This is a genomic window from Sphingobium sp. Z007 (assembly GCF_900013425.1).
Taxonomy (GTDB): domain Bacteria; phylum Pseudomonadota; class Alphaproteobacteria; order Sphingomonadales; family Sphingomonadaceae; genus Sphingobium.
In genome coordinates this window covers 150,648-168,066 of record NZ_FBXK01000003.1, presented here as the reverse complement: position 1 = coordinate 168,066, position 17,419 = coordinate 150,648, and the positions used below count along the sequence as shown (strand labels likewise).

The window sequence follows — 17,419 nt, the reverse complement described above, 5'->3', positions numbered from 1 at the left end:
GACGGTGCCGGACCTTGTCCGGTCCGGCGGCCTTCCTTCGCCTGTTCCTGACACCTGCGGCGAGATGAGGCCGATCCGCAACCCCTTCCAGTCGCCCGTGTTGCCGCTTCGCGGCTGCCCGCGCCAGCTCCCTTCACGGGTTCCCCTTCGCATGCGCTCCGGTGCGGCTCGCCCCCAACACGCCGCTCGTCGGTGTCACCGGCGGGAAGGCCGCTGGACCCAACAAGGAGCATCACCATGAACAATGTCAATATCGCGGCCGGGTCGCCAAGGATCCCGACACGCGCGGTTCCGTCACCACCCTCATTGTCGCGACGGACCGTGTAAAGCTTCGGGACGGCAAGACCTATGTGGACGAAGCCACTGGCTATACCGCTAAGGAGACCGAATTCCACAAGGTCACCTGCTTCAACGGTCTCGGCAAAGCGGCTTCTTCCCGCAAGAAGGGCGATGCCGTCGCCATCACCGGCCGGCTCCACTATTCGAGCTGGGAGGATCGTGACGGCGTCACCCGCTATGGCTGCGAGATCATCGCCGACAAGATCGATTTCTTCTAAGCCGGCAAGGGCGGCGCTTCGGCGCCGCCCTCCATTGCTATTCGCTTGCCTGAGGAAGCGGCTGCGCCAGCGACCCTGCGTCTTCGCAATGGCGACGACCTCGCCCTCGCTCGCTTTCAACACGACCTCTCCTGCGCGCTCCGGCTTGCGCCGGAAAATCGCGTCGCGGCTCAACGCCGCGCGGGGCAGGCCCGCCAGATAGCCCTCGCTCGCATGCGCGTCGGCATCGCCAAGGCGGCGGGTCTCTTCGTGCAACACCTCATATTTCTGGTTCAGCTCGACGATGGCCGCCTTTTCCTCCGGCGACTGATTGGGCTGCATCGCGACGATCGCGAGGACGAGGCCCAGAAACCCGAACAACCAGCCGGTCCATTGCACGAGGCCCATGCTGTTGAGTTCGGCGATCGTGTTGGGCCCAAGCCTGTCCACGAACGCGGCTATCTTTTCAAACAGCTCACCAAAGAGCACGACGCTCTCATCGTCCGTCGGAGCGGCCGCGATCGCCTCCGCGATCCGTTGCGTCTCGAGCACCATCTCGGCGGCAAGCGCCGTCGCCGACTGGATGACCCCATCGCTGGCGCGAAGGGTCATGATGTCGACCATCCGCATCCGCTCGGCGATCGCGCTGAAGCCGGTGACGCGCGGCAACAGCTCCGAGACCATGCGCCGATAGGCGTCACTGCCGCGCGCCGCCGCGAGCGCAGTGCCGATCGTCGTTCGGTTCACGTCGAACGCCCGCACGGTCTCCAGCACGGTCGATGACAATCGGCGCCGCTGCTCAACCAGATCGGTGTTGCGCGCCGCGATGCTTCGGGCCGTTTCGGTCACCGAAAGCGCCCAGGCGGTGCTGATCTGCCCTTTGAAAGCCTCCCGCTCTGTCCGATCGCGCTCAAGCGTGTCCAAAATGCCGCGATACGGCTTGTCGAAATCCAGCCCGCGCAGAAGTTTCTGGCGGTCATTCACCTGGCGAAGGGCTTCTCCAATGACACCTCCGCCCAGCACGTCACGATAGAGTTTCGTGCGTTCGCGTTCTTCGCGGATCAAGCGATCGACGGCGCTTTCAGGCATTCCAAAGGGACTGTTTCTCATAGCCGCATTTCTGTCAGATCAGCACCGACGGCGCGACCAACATTTGAAGAGCCGTGCTGAACCGGCCTCGCAACCTTTGGCGCATCCCGCCCTTCCGGCGGGACCGGCGCTCTACTCGCCTGCGGCTCCCGGAGCCCCGCGAGGCGGGTCTCCGCCCTCCGGGTTACGATCACCTTGCGAGGGATTGGCGCAACTTTTCTCGCCTGGGAAGGCTGGAGCGATTTGCTGTTAACCCGCCCGCTGACGCGGCCGGGGCAAATCATTCTCTCTCTAACATCTCGGTATCAGACAAGCTTCATCGCCATAGTGTGATGGGCCTCTGGGCCTTTCTCAAGGATGCGCGGTGCCCCCAATTTTCCCGGGCCCGACACTGCGCTTCGCTTCGCTTACGGACCCAAGAAAATCGGCTCCCCCACGCCCCGCTTCGCGGCGCGGGGACAAGCCCCGCGTCCCTGACAAAGTCCCGCCGGCCCATCCGATGAGATTTCATCTTTCATCCAATCCCGGATGAGAGATCGACTTGTTCGGAGGCTTTTATGACTTCTTTCAACAACTTCGCCGATCTTGCCAGCTTCATCGCCGCATCGCGCGAGAACGAAGACCTGACGCAGACCTATGAGGGAGCGTTCATCGAGCATAGCGAGATGGCGAAGCTCAGCGTCGTCGAGGCACCCGAAGCGCTCGACATGCCCGATCCCGAGCAGGTGCGGGCCGCCGTCGAGATGATGTTGCAAACGATGTTCGACGTTCTGCGCGATACTCGCATGGAGCCGTTCGCGAACGATCTCGCATGGGGTTTCGCCAACAGCTTCCACGTCGTGGCGAAGCGGATCGAAGGCCGCGAGGACGACGCCGCCAAGAAGCTCGGCGATCTCGCGCGCAGCTACGACCCCTCGGAGATCTACGCGACCGAACTGGAGGATACCCAGCTTCTCTGCCAAACCCTGCAAGGATGCCGCGAGGCGATGGAGTGCATGCGCGACCACGCCGCCGAGGTCTATCGCGTCGAAACGGGCAGGCCCTTCTCGCCGGTCCGGGGAAGCCGTGTCTCGAGCGCCCTCAACGCATCGATGATCGACGCCCGCGACTTCCTTGCATCGCGCGCGCGGGAACGCCGCGAGCAGTTCGCGCCCGAGGGTCCGGTGGTTGCGTTCTCCGGCGGTCAGGTCTGGGAGGACAGCGACCTGCTTTGGGACGGCCTCGACCGTATCAAGGCCCGCATCCCGGAGATGATCCTCGCGACCACCGCGCAGGCGAAGGGCTGTGATGCCGTCGCACACGCTTGGGCGGCATCGCGCGGCGTCAAGGTCATCCAGTTCCGCCTCGATCGCAGCCAAGGCAACCGCGCCGCCTTCGTCCGCAACGATCGCATCCTCAACCTCAAGCCTGTCGAAGCGGTCGTCTGCGAAGGCTCGGGCATCCAGCAGAACCTCGCACAGAAGCTCCGGCAGGCAGGCATCCCGCTCCACATCGTGCGGCTCGCCCACCAGCGCGCGCAGCGCAGCGCGTGAGCGCTTCGGGAGAGGCTCCGGCTCCGGCCGGAGCCTCTTCCCTTTTCTTGCGTCGGAGGGCGGCGCTCAGGGGCATCGAGCCCCTTCGCGCCGCGGGGACTGAGCGCCTGCGCGCTCGCATCGAAGACTTCAAGCATCGGCCCGCGGTGCGGCCAAAGGGGAGGGGGAGAGGAATGGCGGTTCAACAGGGGAGGACAGGATGTCCATCACGTTCCGCATCGCCACGGCCGCCGACGATCAGCCGCGTCCGACAGCCGCCATCAACGCGCGTCAGCTCGCCGCTTTCCGAACGCTTCTGCGGGAGCAGGGCGAACGCCTCGGGACGGCTCTGCTCGATCCCGACGACTTCCTCTCTTATCGTTTCGAGGCGCGCATATGCCCACTGGCGCTCGCCGCGGTCGCTCGCGTCTTCGATTTCCAAACCGATGCCATCGCGGTCCTTGAAGAAGCGCAGTTCCGATGCCGCCGGGTCAGCATCTACCGACGCGAAGAGCCGGGCTCGATCGCGATGGCCGTCGCGTTCACATCGGACCTCGGCCTCGAATTCAACCTCGCGAACGGCAATGCCTATGCGCTGCTCGAAGGACTCGGGTTTCGGCCCGACAGCGTTGGCGAGATTCCGATCGATACCGCCCGTGCCCGGATCGCCAATCCGGCCGTCCGCCGGCAAGCGGCCGAGCACGGCGTATCGCATTATCTCGATCGGCTCGACCGCCTTTTGGCGACTGCCGATACCGATGACACTTCCCGACTGGAATGGGCATAGCCTCCGCCTTTTTCGGTTCGCGAAGGAGGGCGCGTCGCCATGTGCGGCGCGCCCTTTTTTTGACCGCTTGGACTCAAGCCGGTCGCACGAATTTGGGCTTCAAGAGCGCATCGACGGCGCACTGAAGATGGCGCGAAGCGTCCTCCTCCTTGATCGCCGCGAGATATTCGAGGGCCTGACGCATCAGCGCCAAGGCCAGCGCCTGCGTCACCGCCGGCTCCTTTTCGTAGAGGTCCATATCGCCACCCGGAGCGCGGCCATTCAGGGAGCATGTTGGAGCGCTCTTCGCCAAACAACTCCCGCGCCAGGGCGCGGGAGCCGGGGCTGGTAACACGTCGAGACATGCGCCTACGCTTTTAGTGCCGAGGCACCTGGACATATGCGCAGGCACCCCGGCGTGAAAACCACACCGAGTTGCCTTCTCGACGGGATTACCAGTCCCGGCGCCACGGCCTTCGCAGCGCAATCGGCCGCCTATCACAGACACGCCGCTACACCAAGGCACGACGGTTCGAGTCTGCCTTCGACGCTGCCAACCACCTTCCCGAAATGGGCGGGCCGTGCCGCGAAATTGGCCGGTCCGTGCAGATGGCGGCGGGCGAAATCGTGCGTCCTGCAACTGCTGCTCGGTGGCGGAACCGCGGGCCAAGAGAGGGGAGGAGGCCGGTGCTGATTGAACTCAAAAGGAGTCCAAGATGACCACATTCAGCATCGTTACCGACGCCGACGACACCTGCGCGCTTTGCGCCACCGTCCGGCCCGATCACCTCGATGGGTTTCTCGTGCTGCTACGGACCGAGGCCCGCCACCTGAATGCCCCGCTTTTGGACTGTGACGGCGATCTCGATGGGATGCTGTCGGATGGCTTCGAGGCGCGCGTCTGTCCGTTTCCCTTGGACCATCTTGCGCGCATCTTCGAGCACGATCCAGCCGTCATCACCCGGAAAGTCACCATATGGCGGCAGTCCCCCGGGCGAACCAATCCAGCGCCTCACCCTGGCGGCGACCGTTCCTCCGTGCTGGAATGAGCTTTGCTGTTAACCCCGAACGCCTTGAAAGGGTTCGGGGGCAAAGCCGTGCGCTCTCACATCTCGGCATCAGACAAAGCTTCATCGCCAAAGCATGACGCTGGGTGTTCCTCGGCCGTCAAGGATCACCGGTCCCCCCAATTTTGCCGCCGTTCCGCTGCGCTTCACGACCACAAAATCGGTTCCCCCGCTGCCCGCTACGCGGCGGCGTCGCCGTCCCTGACTGCCTCAACACCGCGTCCCGATGAGGCCATCCTCATCAAAACGAGATGGGGATCGCAAACCAATGATCGATGGAGGCTTAAATGCACGATCTCAGCGAATCTCTCCGCAAGCTGTTCAGCGGACCCATCTGCCCGCACTGCGCGACGTCCTACGATCCCGAACACTATGATTTCGTCGAGGACCGCGCCGTCTGCTCTAACTGCGGAACCTTCTATCAGGTCCATGCCGATCATGTGCCGGACATTCCGGACGAAGACCTCGACATCGATATAGGCGATGAGGACGAGCACGCCGCACTCACGCAGTTCCGGGCCGACGCCGAACGGCTCGCCGGCGACACGGCCAAAACGACTGGCGGCGCATCCTACGAACTCTATGCCCGCCGATTCTCCGAAGCCTGCGATGCCCTTCTCGCCACGCTCGATCCGACCATGCGCGACCAAGCTGTCGGTATCGCAAAATATCACGGCTACTTCGCGGACGATGAGGCAGAGGCGGGTTTCGGGCCGGGCTACTGTTCCCTTACCGGTATCGAGGAACATTGCTGCCACTGCGGCAGGCATCCCTGACCGCGCGGACCCGTCGGTCCGCACGTCGCTACGCCTTGCCGCAGGTCTCCCGACGAGAGGGAAAATCTCTCACAGTCTTCCTATTCTGTCAGCCGAGCGAGGCCGCCTCAAGGACGGCGGGGCCCCACCATTTTCTTCGGCGGGTCGAGCGACGTGCTTCATCTTCGCCGTCCGGTGGCCGCCGAAGAAAATCGTGACCCCCACCGCCGCTTCGCGGTCGCTTCGCGATCCTTGACCCGGCCTCGCCCGCCCGACGCGCCTTCCCCTGTCATTCAAGACAGACAGGAGCACATCATGCAGATCATCACGAACGCAATCACCGCCGACAATGCCGCCTACTTCGCAGCGGTCACCAACGCCGAGCGCCGGGCGCTTCACAGCTACTTCGACCAGCACGTCGTCGACGATCCCGAGCTTGGCTACCTGACTATCGATGAAGGCGATTATGGCGCGCTGAACCAGCCGATGATCGACCGGGTCGTCTACACGGCGCCGGGCGGGATACTCGACGAGTTCTGAGGACAATGCCGGGGGGAGGGGCGCGCGCCGCCTCTCCCTTTTTTTGCTGGGAGATGTACGGACATGAGGGGCATCGAGCCCCCCATGCCCGTGCCGCGGCGCTGCCGCGGCGGACTCGCTTTACGCAGCCAAACGCTTTTCGATCTCGTTGATCCCGAGTGTCCTGATGCGCTCTGCAAGGCTGGTCAGACGCTTGATTTCGAGCTTCAGCAGGCCCGCTTTTTCCAGCGCAGATATGGCCTGCTCACGCTCGCGCTCTTCGAGCTTTCTGCGTCGCTCTTCCAACCGCCGTGCATCCTCTTCGAACGCTGCTCGCTCCTGTTCCAGTGTCTTTGCCATAGGTGCCTCTTTTGAAGGCTAATCGGGCTATGAACATGGTGAGCATAGCTGCCGGGGCATTTTGCCGGAAGAAGAAGTTTTCGTAGGTGGGGCGCATCGGGCTACCGCCCGATGACGGCTCTATTCGCTAAGGCCGCCGCCGTCCCTAGCGGGACGCCGCCGACCAAGCTCACGGAGCCAAGGCATGCGCCTTGTCTCCGCCCGTCCGGGTCACGATCCTCGCCTGATCAATGGCGCCCAAGGCCGCCATTGATCCGCGCTTCCGGGCTGCGCCCAAGCGCGGCCGGGGATGGGGTCTGAACGACCCGCACACCGGAGACGGCCGCTTCGCTCGGACTCGAGTCTCGCTTCCGCCTGACGGCGGACCTTTGCCCAGCCGGACCCGGTAACGGACACCCCTCCGACCATCATCAGATTGCCCCGGGACCAGAAATCGGTCTCTTAGGATATGCACACCCTACGCACCTGAAGGTGCATGGTTTCCGTTGTTTCACAACGGTTTAGCGCGGAAACGAGGGAGACTACGGCGTAGTACGTGCCGGGGGGTGCGAGAAAAGCGCGGAAATCTGCCATTCTTGCGTAGTGCGGGAGACTACGGGGTTTGCCGGCGCGACGATCAACTTGCCCGCTGCCGGCCGCTGCGCTATAAATAATGCCGTTCTTCAGTCCCCACCAGCCTCCCTGCTAGGAGGTTGGTCTTGGCTACCAGTTACAGGCACTACAATATTCGCCTGGAGCGCTCCCAGTGGGACCGGCTCAGCGCGATTGCCGTCGAACAGAAACTAAGCGTCGCCGACATCATCCGATCGGCGCTCGACGTTTTCCTTTCTTCCTCCGATCTCCTCACCGCGAGCCATCGCCGGCTCGCCCGGATCAGTGAGTTCCAACAGCTCGCGTTGGACGTCATCATCCGCGAGCAATATCCCGACCTTCGCGACCGTCTCGTGGCCGAAACCGACAAGCGCCTGGTGCAATATCATGGCGCGTGAGGACATCCGCTCGAACGGGAAAAACATCCCGCTGACCCATCACTCCGCGCGCGGCCGCGTGCAGCGCAATTCGGGCAATTTCACCCGCGGCAGCCAGCTTCTCACGCATGAGATGCTGATGTGGTTCTCGGGCTGTTGATTTCCACTGAGATATGACCCGGGATTTTCATCGAGAAGTGACCCGGGTGGAAGGTGTGTCCCGCGTTGCGGGACGAGGGTCAAGCTGGTGATTTTTCCTTTCGTGTTTTGGAGACTGCGGAGCTGGCTTTGAACCGGAAGCTGTCATTGCCGGTCTCGATGATGTGGCAGTGGTGGGTGAGCCGATCCAGCAGCGCAGTGGTCATTTTTGCATCGCCAAACACGCCAGCCCATTCGCTGAAGCTGAGATTTGTGGTGATGATCACGCTGGTGCGCTCATAGAGTTTGCTGAGCAGATGGAACAGCAGCGCGCCACCTGATGGGCTGAACGGTAGATATCCGAGCTCGTCGAGGATGATGAGATCGAGGCGCAGCAAGCGCTCAGCGAGCTGGCCGGCCTTGTTCATGACCTTTTCCTGTTCGAGGGCGTTGACCAGGTCGACCGTGGCGAAGAACCGGACCTTCTTGCGGTGATGCTCGACGGCCTGGACGCCCAGCGCAGTGGCGATATGGGATTTCCCCGTGCCAGGACCGCCGATCAGCACGACGTTATCACCGCCATCGATAAATTCGCCGCCATGCAGTTGCCGGACCATAGCTTCATTGACCTCGCTTGAGGCGAAGTCGAACCCGGCCAGATCCTTGTAGGCCGGGAACCGGGCTGCCTTGATCTGGTAAGCGATCGAGCGGACCTCCCGCTCAGCCATTTCGGCCTTCAGCAGTTGGGAGATGATCGGCACGGCAGCGTCGAAGGCTGGGGCACCTTGCTCGATGAGGTCTCCGACTGCCTGGGCCATGCCATACATCTTGAGCGCCTTGAGCATGACGACAACAGCGGCGCTGGCAGGGTCATGACGCATGGCGCAGCCCTCCATTACGGAGGGCGTCATAACGCCCGACATCGGCGAGTGGCTCCTGGGCAAGACGCAGTGCCTGGGGCGCATCGATCGGGGGCGCGGGAGGCGCCTTACCGTCAGTCAGACGGTGCAGAAGGTTGAGAACATGAGTCTTGGTAGCGACGCCTGCCTCAAGCGCCAGTTCGACCGCGCACAGCACCGCCTGCTCGTCATGCTGCAGCACGAGCGCCAGGATCTCGGCCATCTCCCGATCACCGCCGGGGCGCCGCAGAAGCTGGCTTTGTAGCTGTTTAAAGGCCTCTGGCAACTGCGTGAACGGCGCACCATTGCGCAGCGCGCCCGGCTTGCGCTGGATCACCGCCAGATAATGCCGCCAGTCATAGATCGTCCGCCCGCCACTGTGGTGAGATCGCTCAATGATCCGGTTATGCTCACACAGGATCTGCCCCTCGGCGGCGACCACGATCCGCTCAGGATAGATCCTGACACTGACCGGGCGGTTGGCGAACGAGGCGGGCACGCTGTAGCGGTTGCGCTCGAAGTGGATGAGGCAGATCGGCGACACCCGCTTGGTGTGCTCGACAAAGCCATCAAATGGCCGCCCCAACTGCATCAGGTTGCCGACCTCCCCAGCATGAACATCGGCAACTGTGCCGGGCAAGCTGCCATGCTGGATATCACCCCATTGCGCGATACACTGTTCCTCGAGCCAAGCGTTGAGCGCATGGATATCCGGGAAGCTCGGCAAACGCTGCCACAGTCTGCGCCGCGCATCCTGAACGTTCTTCTCGACCTGTCCCTTCTCCCACCCTGATGCTGGGTTACAAAACTCAGGCTCAAACAGATAATGGCTGGCCATCGCTGCAAACCGGGCGTTGACCTGTCGCGCCTTGCCGCTACCGATCCGGTCAACCGCGGTCTTCATATTATCGAAGATCCCGCGTTGCGGAACCCCGCCAAGAACGCGGAACGCCTGGGTCAGCGCGTCGAACAGCATCTCGTGGGTCTGGAGCGGATAGGCCCGCACGATGAAGGCCTTGCTGTGCGACAGCTTGGTATGCGCCGCCTGTAACTTGACGCGCTCGCCACCAAGAATGGCCCAGTCTTCACTCCAGTCGAACTGAAATGCCTCACCGGACTGGAAGACCAACGGCACGAATGTTCCGCGCCCGCTGGTCTGCTGCTCAATCTGCCGGCCAGCCTTCCAGGCCCGCACAAACGCCGCGACACGGCCATAGGACCCATCATAGCCCAAAGACACCAGATCGGCGTGCATCTGCTTGGCTGTGCGCTTCTGTTTGCGCGACTTGCCGGCCTCGATCCGCAGCCACCCCGACAGCTTCTCAGCATAGGGGTCCAGCTTGCTCGGTCGGTCGGGAATCTTGAACTGCGGTTCTACCGTGCCCGCGCGCAGATACTTGCGGATCGTGTTGCGCGACAATCCTGTGCGCCGCTCAATCTCACGGATCGGCATCTTCTCCCGAAAGTGCCAACGCCGGATTACACTCAATAGCGCCATGTAGATCACTCCTTGATCCCCCGCTGCAATCAGCCAGGGGAAGGTCAGAACATGGGTCACTTCTCAGTGGAAATTTATGCCCCTCCCGGGTCACATCTCAGTGGAAATCAACACCATCTGCTGGATACGAAATTTCGCGGCCGTGAATGCCTCAACAAACGAACTGGTCGCTGCGAGCCCGGATCGGGTTTGCGGACCCGCCACATAGGACGCGCCCTGTATGCCCAAACCCTCTCGCGTGAGCTTGTAAGCGAACGACGCTTGGTTCTGGCGCGAGCCGGGTCGGCAGTGCAGAAAGTAGCGATCCCTCAATCGGTTCGAACGTCCCACGTAAAGGTGCTTCTCATTTTCGGTGAAAAGGTAGACCCCGGCGCGCGGCATGGTGGTCGGCAGTTGTCCGAAGGCGAGCGGCTTGGAGGCCAGGAGCTCGTTCAACTTGTCGTCCAGTGATGAGGTGACGGCGAGGAACCTGGGGTGCATGTCACTTTCTCTCTTGGGATGCCGTTGGCTGCCACCAGTGACACTTTACCTAGAAACGCTTGGTAAAGTGTCATTGATGACAATTACTTGGCCTGAGCCTCCCGAATATAGCCACGATAGGCGAACTCGATCAGGTCGCGGACCAGCTCGATAAGGCCACTGGTCGGAAGCCCGTCAAAAGGATCGCCATGCGCCAGCGCATTACGCCGATCCGCGAGCGTAGGCTTCGTCGTTCCGATTAACTGGCCTACGGCCGTCCCACCGCATCGCACGATCATGGGTATCTCCGCATCGGTCAGACCGTCGCCGTCGACCATATGCTTGAGCAATGCTTCGAATGATCGTTGTGGCGGCGCATCGGCGAGCCCGGGGGCTTGTCCAGCCTTGAGCTTCTTTCTTGGCTTGCCGGGTACCTGCCCCCCGTACCGGTCGTTAAGCGCCAGCTCGAGCGCAGTAAGGGCCACCAATTCGCCCGCCTTGATCAGATCGCCATCGATCCACGCCAGATAGTAGAGCTTGAGCGCGCGCTGGAATTTGAGCCGCACAATGGCCGGCACCAGCGGATTGAGCGACATCGCATCGATGAAGCCGCGCCAGTCCTCGATCCTATCGAATAGGAGCTGTGCCAGCGGTGTGTCCTTCGCAGGCCAGAAGAGGACTAGTGGCGCGGATCGGACAGCGAAGCGGAGATCGGGGAATTCCATGATCACCCCGTTACCATGCCGTCATCGCCCTACGCTCCTCGAAAGAGACGACTTCGTTCGGGCGGGTGCTTTACATCACACCGAGCGCGCGGACTGCTCGTAAGCTCGTCGATGATGAACGTGCGGCCGGCGGCGTATCACAAACGCCAGATAATCCCACTCCCAAGCGGCCTCCGGGCGGATTGGCTCGATCCGACCGGCCCGGCGAGCGAGGATCTTCGCGTACTTCCAAGGCGGAGCCTGAACGCGCGTAGGTCTACCCCACACTCACCACCGAACCAGTCCTTCCCTGACGCTAACGCCCGTGGCATTGCTTGTACTTGCGACCCGACCCACAGGGACAGCGCTCGTTTCGTCCGATTTTTCTGCGTGGCTCAACCGCTCGGGGTGCACCGCGACGCTGATCGAAAAGCGCTTGTAGCGGCGCTGGGATCGAGACCTGCCGCTGAAGCGGCCCGCCAAATCTCCGCACATCGCTGATAATCTGCTTCTGATCCTGGAAAGCGTTGCGATGTTCTGGCGCCATCGCCTCTTCGTATGGCATCAGCCACGCGACCTCATTCGCAGCTGCCTCGTGATCATCGCAATAGGCCAGCACGACCGCATAGAGCGCACGGACAGGTAGGACGTACGACACCAAGCCGATCGCCTGGAGCGTCGGGAAAATATTGCGCTCCATGATTTCCCGAGCGCCGATGAAGTCATTCACCCAAACGAACTCGTCGACGAGGTCCTGGCCGACGCGAACGAAGGATTCAAAGGCGTGCGCGAGCTCGTAGAATTTCATGGCATGGATCCGCGCCATGCTGGAGCGTTGGCTCATCTCGCCTGCAGCCTGAGCGAGGAGATCGAGCGTATCGGCCAGATGCTTCAAGGTGTCGGTGTTATCTCTCCCCTTGGGAAGCAACGGGCGAAGTTCCGGCGCGTTCCGGCCCAGAACGTCTGCCGGCGTGAGGCCAAGTTCCTTGTAATATTCTTCGACGAGCTCTGCGGCTTCGCTCATGGCTAAGTCGTTCTGCTCCAGTTTGAAGAAGGCTAGCGCGCGGTTGTAACGGAAAATCCGGCGGTGCTCAGCCTTCGCCGGCAGCCGCGTCTCGACAAGTCCCAGCATCTCATGAACGCCGTCGACATCGCCAGCCATGGACATGAGCAGCATGCGCTTCATGCCCCAAGCCAGCCATTCGTCCCCCCCGAGATCGTGCGCCTCTAGAAGAGCGTGCATAGCGTCGACGCGCGCGCGACCCGCTTCATGGTTGCCTTCGCGAAGATCGTTAAACACCAAACCATCGAGTGCCCAGAGACGTGTCTCGGGATCGCCCTCTTCGTCTGCGGCGATTACGTGCAGATAGGGCTCGATCTCAGGCCAGACGCCCATTTCGTGGAACAGTTCGTCCGTCGCGAACTCGACCAGGATGCGCGAATCCCCCAACTGACCGAAGAGGCGGACGAGCAGCCCCAGCTTGGCGATGCTCCAGTCCTCACGGATCGAGAAGATCACGACCTCCCGCAGTGCTGCCCTTGCCTTCCGCTCGAACTCGGCTCCGCACGCCGCCAAGTCGGCCTTGCCGAGCGTTCGGACGGCGTCGTGGACCTTCAATCCTGCGTTTCCGAAAAGCTCCAACGTTCCGGTTGAGGGCAGCGCCCGCAACCGCGCAGCAGCCGCCTTCGCATCAAGGTCACATGCGCGTCGAATAAGTCTGATCGCTTCGTCCCGCGACAGCGCGAAATCTGCGAGGCTCAGCACGGCAACTGTCTCCCGGTCGGCCGGGGGCAGACCTTCGAACGCTCGCTTCAGAATGATCTCCTGTGCGGTCTCAGCAATGTGAGTCTGAGCCTCGACATCGGCACAGAAATCGCGGACGGCGCCTTCATACTCTCGAGCTGCCACCATCGCCGTACTCAGCACGTAAAAGGGTAGGCCGCCCGTCAGCCTCGAAAGTCTCTCGCAGTCACCAAAGTCGGCACGGCACCCGGCCTCCTGGACGGCCGACGCGATCGTATCTTCATCCCAGCCGCTGAGCGTCTCTGCCCGGATGTTGAACCTGCTCTCAAGCAGCCCGACGTCGCTTCCTGGCTGGCATAACAGAAGCAAGCGCAAATTTGGTGCGCGGGCGACGATCGCTTCCAGATCGTTCGCCGGCACGCGGTGCGCGTTGTCGATCACGACATTAGCATGCAGCGCTTCTTCGCCGAGCTTAACACTCAGGGCGCCCAGCATATCGAGCCCACTCGCGCCGGGCAGCAGGATTTCGCCCAGCTTTCCACTGGTCCGTCCAAACATCCTGCCGGCCACCTCGCGAGCCACTGCGGAGGCGAGCGCCGGACCAGGTGTGTCGACTACGTCCAGATAGGTCACCGGAAGCGGCGCGTGGAGCGCAGCTTCCGCCACCCAAGCCGTCTTTCCGGCGCCCGACAGACCAGACACGATCCGTACCTTTTCCTCCCCCAGCAGCGGCGGCTCATCAATCTGGGCACGGTAGACGGGCGGTGGAGCAGGAAAATCCTGCATCTGCACGAAGAGTTGTTCGAAGAGCCCGGCCAGTTCGTCTCTAGAAAAGCTGTGATCCTGTCGCGGCGGCGCGCCAGCCGACGCGAACATGACGATGCTTGCCAACTTCCAGGTCAGGGTTTCCGGGCGAAGGAGACCGAAGGGGAGCGTCGCAGCCAAAGCCGAACAGACTGCGACGGCCTTCGGGACACTCCTCGGCGGTACAGGGAGGCACGCCTCCGCCGGGTCGGGTCCATCCGGCCAGTGCAGAGCCACATCCTCCGGCCAATCAGAACCGGCGACTTTCTCCTGCAACGCGTTCGAGGGCGGCGCATTAGAAGCGATGACGAAGACGGCACCGCCGGGCCGTGCCCCTTCAGCGTGCTGCTTGCGGATTTCGTCGAACCGGTCAAGCGCCCCTGAAACATCGGCAGGTCCCAACGCGCCGACACGGCTCTTGATCTGGACGTAGATGCGCCGGTCGGAGAGAACGAGTTCAACGTCCTCGTCTGCCTCTACCACGATCCGTTGGACGCGCGCCGCGCCAGCCATAAGGAGGCAAATCGACGCGTAGAGGTGCTGGTAGAGAAAGCCACGATGGACGGCCTCGATCCTGCCAAGCTGCCGTTCGTCGATAACCTCGACCTGTCTCTCCTCTGCCATCTCGTCTCCGTTCGGTCGATCCGGACTGCAGCTCAGCGTTTGGACGCGATTCCATAAACCGCCGCACGGCGTTCGAACGCTTCCCGCGAGCCCTCCAGAATATCGCAAGCAAGATCGCACGTTGGCTTGTGATCGATCGACCCACGCGCGACGATCGACCCTTTATCGTTGGTCGCCTTGAGGGCAATGACGAGCTCTGCATCGCCGAGAATCGCAATGTTGGCGTTGTGAGTTACCACGATGACCTGGCGTCTCTCCTTCGCCGCACGGATGACGGGAACCAGGGTCTTATAGATGAACTCGCTGTCGAGATTGTCTTCAGGCTGGTCCACAATCAGCGGCGCAGTGCTCTCGCTCGTGAGCATTAGGGCCAACAGCACCGACTGTTGCTGGCCAAGCGAAAGTCGCTTGAAGTCGCGCGGCTGGAAAGCGGTGATGCCGCCCGGGCCCTCTACCCGTTTTGTGACCGACAATCGCGGCCGGTCGTGGACGGCGACCGCCTCAAGCTTCGCCAGAAGCTCTGGATCCGCAATCCGCTCGAGGAGCGTGCTCGCCTCTGCGGGAAGAAAAACCTGCTTCTGTTTATCATCCCGGAGCGCGACGATCGGCTTGATGTCCTTCCGACGGACGCAATCGAGCAATTTCGGCAAGGTCAGATCACCGATCAGCGCAGTTGCCTTGAGTTGCTGGAGCGTCCGCCAGTTCATAACCTCGTTGATCAGGCGCTCCGCCGTTGGGCAAAGCGCGTCGGGATCAAACTTGAGCGACACCGAGAGATCGGACAGGGTATTTTTCAGCGCTGCAGATGCGCGAACCGCGAAAGCAGTCCTCAGGCCCGCCACCTTGTTACGTGCCGCCCAGCGCTGCGCAAGGAGCTGAGCATGGTCCTTTCGCAAGCGCGCCAGCTCTGGCACCCAAGTCTTCACAATGCGCAGATTTTCACGCGCCCTTGCCTCGTCGGCAACCGTCTTTTGGATAAAGGGCATATCGAGGCGGATGCCGACTTTGAGCAGTTCCTGCTTCTTCTGCTCGATCTCGTCGGCCGTTCTGCTCTCCTTGGCCTTCCACGCGGTGATCTGGGTGCGAACACCGGCGACGTAATTCGTAGTCGTCGTGCGCAAGGCGGTTGTCGACCCATCAACAGCAGTCTCATACGCTTCGGTGTCGGTCTTGATCCTGGTGGCTTCGGGCAGCCCGAGCTCGATCAACTTGTCTTCGGTCGCTTCCCTGATGTCGGCCGTGACGATCGTGATTGCGCTGCTTGACACCGCGCCGGTCAGCTTGCCGAGCGCTGTCTCGATCGTAGCCCGGGCTAGGCGCTCGCTCTCGAGCCTCTGCTGCAGCTTGATGATGTCTTCGGCCTTATCGTCGCGAAGACGCTGCAGCTGGGCCGTCTTGAGCTTGAGCTCCTGCTCATAATTCGGGATCTTGGCGACCGTTGCCGCCGCTTTCGCGATCTCCGGAGCGATCGCATTCAACTTCTGCCGAACTTCGTCCTCGTGGGCGATCGGCGCCTCGACAGGTACAAGCTTATCAAGAAAGGTGAGTAGCGCAAGCGGGTCGCCATGGACCCGCTTGCTGATGTCGTTGGTCGCACCCTGCCGATAGCTTTCGACCGGAAACACGGTCGTTCCCGTTACCGGATCGTCGAGATTCTCAAGCTCGCTTTCGCGGCTTCTCGCAAGGACATGCTGGTGTCCCGTCTCGTCGCGATAGACCACGGTCAGAACGTCAGGCCACACGTCGCTATCGATAACGTCGATGTCGGGGTCCGGCGCGCCGCCAAGAAGACAGACACTCTCGAAGGCGGTCGATTTGCCACTGCCGCGCCCGCCGATGATGCATGTCAGATTAGGGCTGAATCGAATCGCTTCGCCGTCAAGAAATCCGCCCTGGAAGACCACTCCCTCCACTACTGGGACGGTCGAGGGCAGGCCTTCCTCCATGCGAACGCGCGTGTCCGCACTGCGCAGAGCAAGCCGCAATCCCTCGAAGCTCGGCGTTTCCATCTTGTACCGCGTGACGCGCCTGTCGTTTTGGGCATTGCGCCCCACTGCGGTGAGCGTATGGGAATCGCTGTTTTGCACACGCGCCAGGTATTGCTGCGAGCCCAGCTTCAACCTGTCGATCCGAACCTGTGCCGCGCTGCGGCGGTCAGAATTCGTGTCGCGGTCGGTGTAGAAAATGTCGCAGTCCGCGCGTGCCACCTCGAAGCCTTCGAGCGCGCGATGCGACAGGAGGTCTATCTTCGCTGGAGTAAATCTCGGAACGTTGCTCTCGAAAGCCCCGGCGAGATCGATATGCGCGAGGATCCCAAAACCGCCTACCGCTTCGATCTCGTTCAGGCACTGAAACGCGCCGGTCTGACAGCGGCAATTCTTGGTGCCCCGGTCCGCGATGTCCAACCGATTGAAGAAACGCTCAAGCGCATCGGCTGTTGGCGCGTAGCACAACAGGTGCCCCTCGGGCGTCGACAGTTCGACTGCGGGGACGACGAAAACGCCGACCAGCTCACCCGCTGCCACAGCCGCGCGGACGTTTCGTATGTCGTTGTGGTCCGCTAGCGCAACGATCGCGATCCGTTCGGCCTGGGCGACCGCGACGATGCCATCGGGCGTGGCGGTCGCATCAAGGCAGTCGTACGACGCGCCATGACTGTGAATGTGAAGATCGCCACGAAAAAAAGTTGCGCCGCTTGATTCCGCGGCCACTGCATCTACGGCCAAGGGAACCCCGCGATCGAACGAATGGTCCGATCCTGTTACAGCAGCGGAATAAGCAAGTCACGATAGGAACGATAGTTCAACCCCGGTGCCGTTCGCGAGATCAACGCGGTCAAGGATTTCTCGTCGGATCGTTCTGTCGCTTCTTCAACGCCCCAGTGCTGCTGAACGACAATCGCAAGCAGCCGGCCTTTCACGATCAGTGGAAGTCGCGCAGCTTGATCTTGACGCCCTCGGTTAGCTGCCGCCTAGCAG

Annotated in this window: 16 protein-coding genes and 1 pseudogene; 9 read left to right on the top strand and 8 right to left on the bottom strand. The window is 62.1% G+C overall.

Features of this window, described 5'->3' with window-relative positions; all coding sequences use genetic code 11:
• Positions 1–237 precede the first annotated feature (237 nt).
• The 4 genes and pseudogenes from CEQ44_RS07670 (at position 238) to CEQ44_RS07655 (ending at position 3,923) form a co-directional block, all read left to right on the top strand.
• A pseudogene (locus tag CEQ44_RS07670) lies at positions 238–557 on the top strand (single-stranded DNA-binding protein).
• 45 nt (positions 558–602) lie between these two features.
• Positions 603–1,319: a hypothetical protein gene (locus CEQ44_RS07665; RefSeq protein WP_088183864.1), complete on the top strand. Its 717-nt coding sequence runs from the start codon at positions 603–605 to the stop codon at positions 1,317–1,319.
• Positions 1,320–2,182: 863 nt separating this feature from the next.
• On the top strand, positions 2,183–3,157 hold the full coding sequence (locus CEQ44_RS07660; RefSeq protein ID WP_088183865.1) for a DUF2493 domain-containing protein: 975 nt from the start codon (positions 2,183–2,185) through the stop codon (positions 3,155–3,157).
• A 199-nt stretch (positions 3,158–3,356) separates the two neighbouring features.
• Complete coding sequence (locus tag CEQ44_RS07655; protein WP_088183866.1) at positions 3,357–3,923, top strand: hypothetical protein; 567 nt, start codon at positions 3,357–3,359, stop codon at positions 3,921–3,923.
• A 73-nt stretch (positions 3,924–3,996) separates the two neighbouring features.
• On the opposite strand, the gene CEQ44_RS24350 is transcribed toward CEQ44_RS07655, so the two are convergent.
• The gene (locus CEQ44_RS24350; RefSeq protein WP_176401116.1) at positions 3,997–4,161 is read right to left on the bottom strand and encodes a hypothetical protein; all 165 of its coding nucleotides are present in this window, start codon (positions 4,159–4,161) and stop codon (positions 3,997–3,999) included.
• Between the two features lie 457 nt (positions 4,162–4,618).
• On the opposite strand from CEQ44_RS24350, the gene CEQ44_RS07650 reads away from it, so the two are divergent.
• The 3 genes from CEQ44_RS07650 to CEQ44_RS07640 all read left to right on the top strand — a co-directional run bounded on the left by CEQ44_RS07650 (position 4,619) and on the right by CEQ44_RS07640 (position 6,264).
• The gene (locus CEQ44_RS07650) at positions 4,619–4,951 is read left to right on the top strand and encodes a hypothetical protein (protein WP_088183867.1); all 333 of its coding nucleotides are present in this window, start codon (positions 4,619–4,621) and stop codon (positions 4,949–4,951) included.
• Positions 4,952–5,256: 305 nt separating this feature from the next.
• Positions 5,257–5,745, top strand: coding sequence for a hypothetical protein (locus CEQ44_RS07645; RefSeq protein ID WP_088183868.1), 489 nt, complete (start codon positions 5,257–5,259; stop codon positions 5,743–5,745).
• A gap of 294 nt (positions 5,746–6,039) precedes the next feature.
• Entirely contained in the window at positions 6,040–6,264 is a 225-nt protein-coding gene (locus CEQ44_RS07640) for a hypothetical protein (protein WP_088183869.1), read from the top strand.
• Positions 6,265–6,384: 120 nt separating this feature from the next.
• Here CEQ44_RS07640 and CEQ44_RS07635 read toward each other — a convergent pair whose 3' ends face one another.
• Positions 6,385–6,603, bottom strand: coding sequence for a hypothetical protein (locus CEQ44_RS07635; protein WP_088183870.1), 219 nt, complete (start codon positions 6,601–6,603; stop codon positions 6,385–6,387).
• 698 nt (positions 6,604–7,301) lie between these two features.
• Between CEQ44_RS07635 and CEQ44_RS07630 the strand changes: the two genes are divergently transcribed.
• The gene (locus tag CEQ44_RS07630; RefSeq protein ID WP_088183871.1) at positions 7,302–7,592 is read left to right on the top strand and encodes a hypothetical protein; all 291 of its coding nucleotides are present in this window, start codon (positions 7,302–7,304) and stop codon (positions 7,590–7,592) included.
• On the top strand, positions 7,582–7,731 hold the full coding sequence (locus CEQ44_RS24345; RefSeq protein WP_176400289.1) for a hypothetical protein: 150 nt from the start codon (positions 7,582–7,584) through the stop codon (positions 7,729–7,731). Before CEQ44_RS07630 ends, CEQ44_RS24345 begins: the two co-directional genes overlap by 11 nt.
• 79 nt (positions 7,732–7,810) lie before the next feature.
• On the opposite strand, the gene istB is transcribed toward CEQ44_RS24345, so the two are convergent.
• The 6 genes from istB to CEQ44_RS07600 all read right to left on the bottom strand — a co-directional run bounded on the left by istB (position 7,811) and on the right by CEQ44_RS07600 (position 17,167).
• Entirely contained in the window at positions 7,811–8,590 is a 780-nt protein-coding gene (gene istB, locus CEQ44_RS07625; protein ID WP_088185355.1) for an IS21-like element helper ATPase IstB, read from the bottom strand.
• Positions 8,580–10,106 (bottom strand): IS21 family transposase, encoded by a 1,527-nt coding sequence (gene istA / locus CEQ44_RS07620; protein ID WP_088185354.1) that lies wholly within the window; start codon positions 10,104–10,106, stop codon positions 8,580–8,582. The genes istB and istA overlap by 11 nt, the downstream gene beginning before the upstream one ends.
• 90 nt (positions 10,107–10,196) lie before the next feature.
• The gene (locus tag CEQ44_RS07615; RefSeq protein ID WP_088201802.1) at positions 10,197–10,586 is read right to left on the bottom strand and encodes a hypothetical protein; all 390 of its coding nucleotides are present in this window, start codon (positions 10,584–10,586) and stop codon (positions 10,197–10,199) included.
• Between the two features lie 83 nt (positions 10,587–10,669).
• Positions 10,670–11,161, bottom strand: a complete 492-nt coding sequence (locus CEQ44_RS07610) for a hypothetical protein (RefSeq protein WP_254914493.1) — start codon at positions 11,159–11,161, stop codon at positions 10,670–10,672.
• A gap of 424 nt (positions 11,162–11,585) precedes the next feature.
• A complete protein-coding gene (locus CEQ44_RS07605; RefSeq protein WP_254913676.1) occupies positions 11,586–14,441 on the bottom strand; it encodes an SEC-C metal-binding domain-containing protein in 2,856 nt (951 codons plus the stop codon).
• A gap of 32 nt (positions 14,442–14,473) precedes the next feature.
• On the bottom strand, positions 14,474–17,167 hold the full coding sequence (locus CEQ44_RS07600) for a TrlF family AAA-like ATPase (RefSeq protein WP_088183817.1): 2,694 nt from the start codon (positions 17,165–17,167) through the stop codon (positions 14,474–14,476).
• Between the last annotated feature and the right edge of the window lie 252 nt (positions 17,168–17,419).

Coding starts and splice junctions, on each gene's coding strand:
- CEQ44_RS07645 (WP_088183868.1), top strand. CDS start 5,257: ATGCACGATCTCAGCGAATCTCTCCGCAAGCTGTTCAGCGGACCCATC.
- CEQ44_RS07660 (WP_088183865.1), top strand. CDS start 2,183: ATGACTTCTTTCAACAACTTCGCCGATCTTGCCAGCTTCATCGCCGCA.
- CEQ44_RS07610 (WP_254914493.1), bottom strand. CDS start 11,161: ATGTCGCTCAATCCGCTGGTGCCGGCCATTGTGCGGCTCAAATTCCAG.
- istB (WP_088185355.1), bottom strand. CDS start 8,590: ATGCGTCATGACCCTGCCAGCGCCGCTGTTGTCGTCATGCTCAAGGCG.
- CEQ44_RS07635 (WP_088183870.1), bottom strand. CDS start 6,603: ATGGCAAAGACACTGGAACAGGAGCGAGCAGCGTTCGAAGAGGATGCA.
- CEQ44_RS07640 (WP_088183869.1), top strand. CDS start 6,040: ATGCAGATCATCACGAACGCAATCACCGCCGACAATGCCGCCTACTTC.
- CEQ44_RS07650 (WP_088183867.1), top strand. CDS start 4,619: ATGACCACATTCAGCATCGTTACCGACGCCGACGACACCTGCGCGCTT.
- CEQ44_RS07605 (WP_254913676.1), bottom strand. CDS start 14,441: ATGGCAGAGGAGAGACAGGTCGAGGTTATCGACGAACGGCAGCTTGGC.
- CEQ44_RS24345 (WP_176400289.1), top strand. CDS start 7,582: ATGGCGCGTGAGGACATCCGCTCGAACGGGAAAAACATCCCGCTGACC.
- CEQ44_RS24350 (WP_176401116.1), bottom strand. CDS start 4,161: ATGGACCTCTACGAAAAGGAGCCGGCGGTGACGCAGGCGCTGGCCTTG.
- istA (WP_088185354.1), bottom strand. CDS start 10,106: ATGGCGCTATTGAGTGTAATCCGGCGTTGGCACTTTCGGGAGAAGATG.
- CEQ44_RS07615 (WP_088201802.1), bottom strand. CDS start 10,586: ATGCACCCCAGGTTCCTCGCCGTCACCTCATCACTGGACGACAAGTTG.
- CEQ44_RS07655 (WP_088183866.1), top strand. CDS start 3,357: ATGTCCATCACGTTCCGCATCGCCACGGCCGCCGACGATCAGCCGCGT.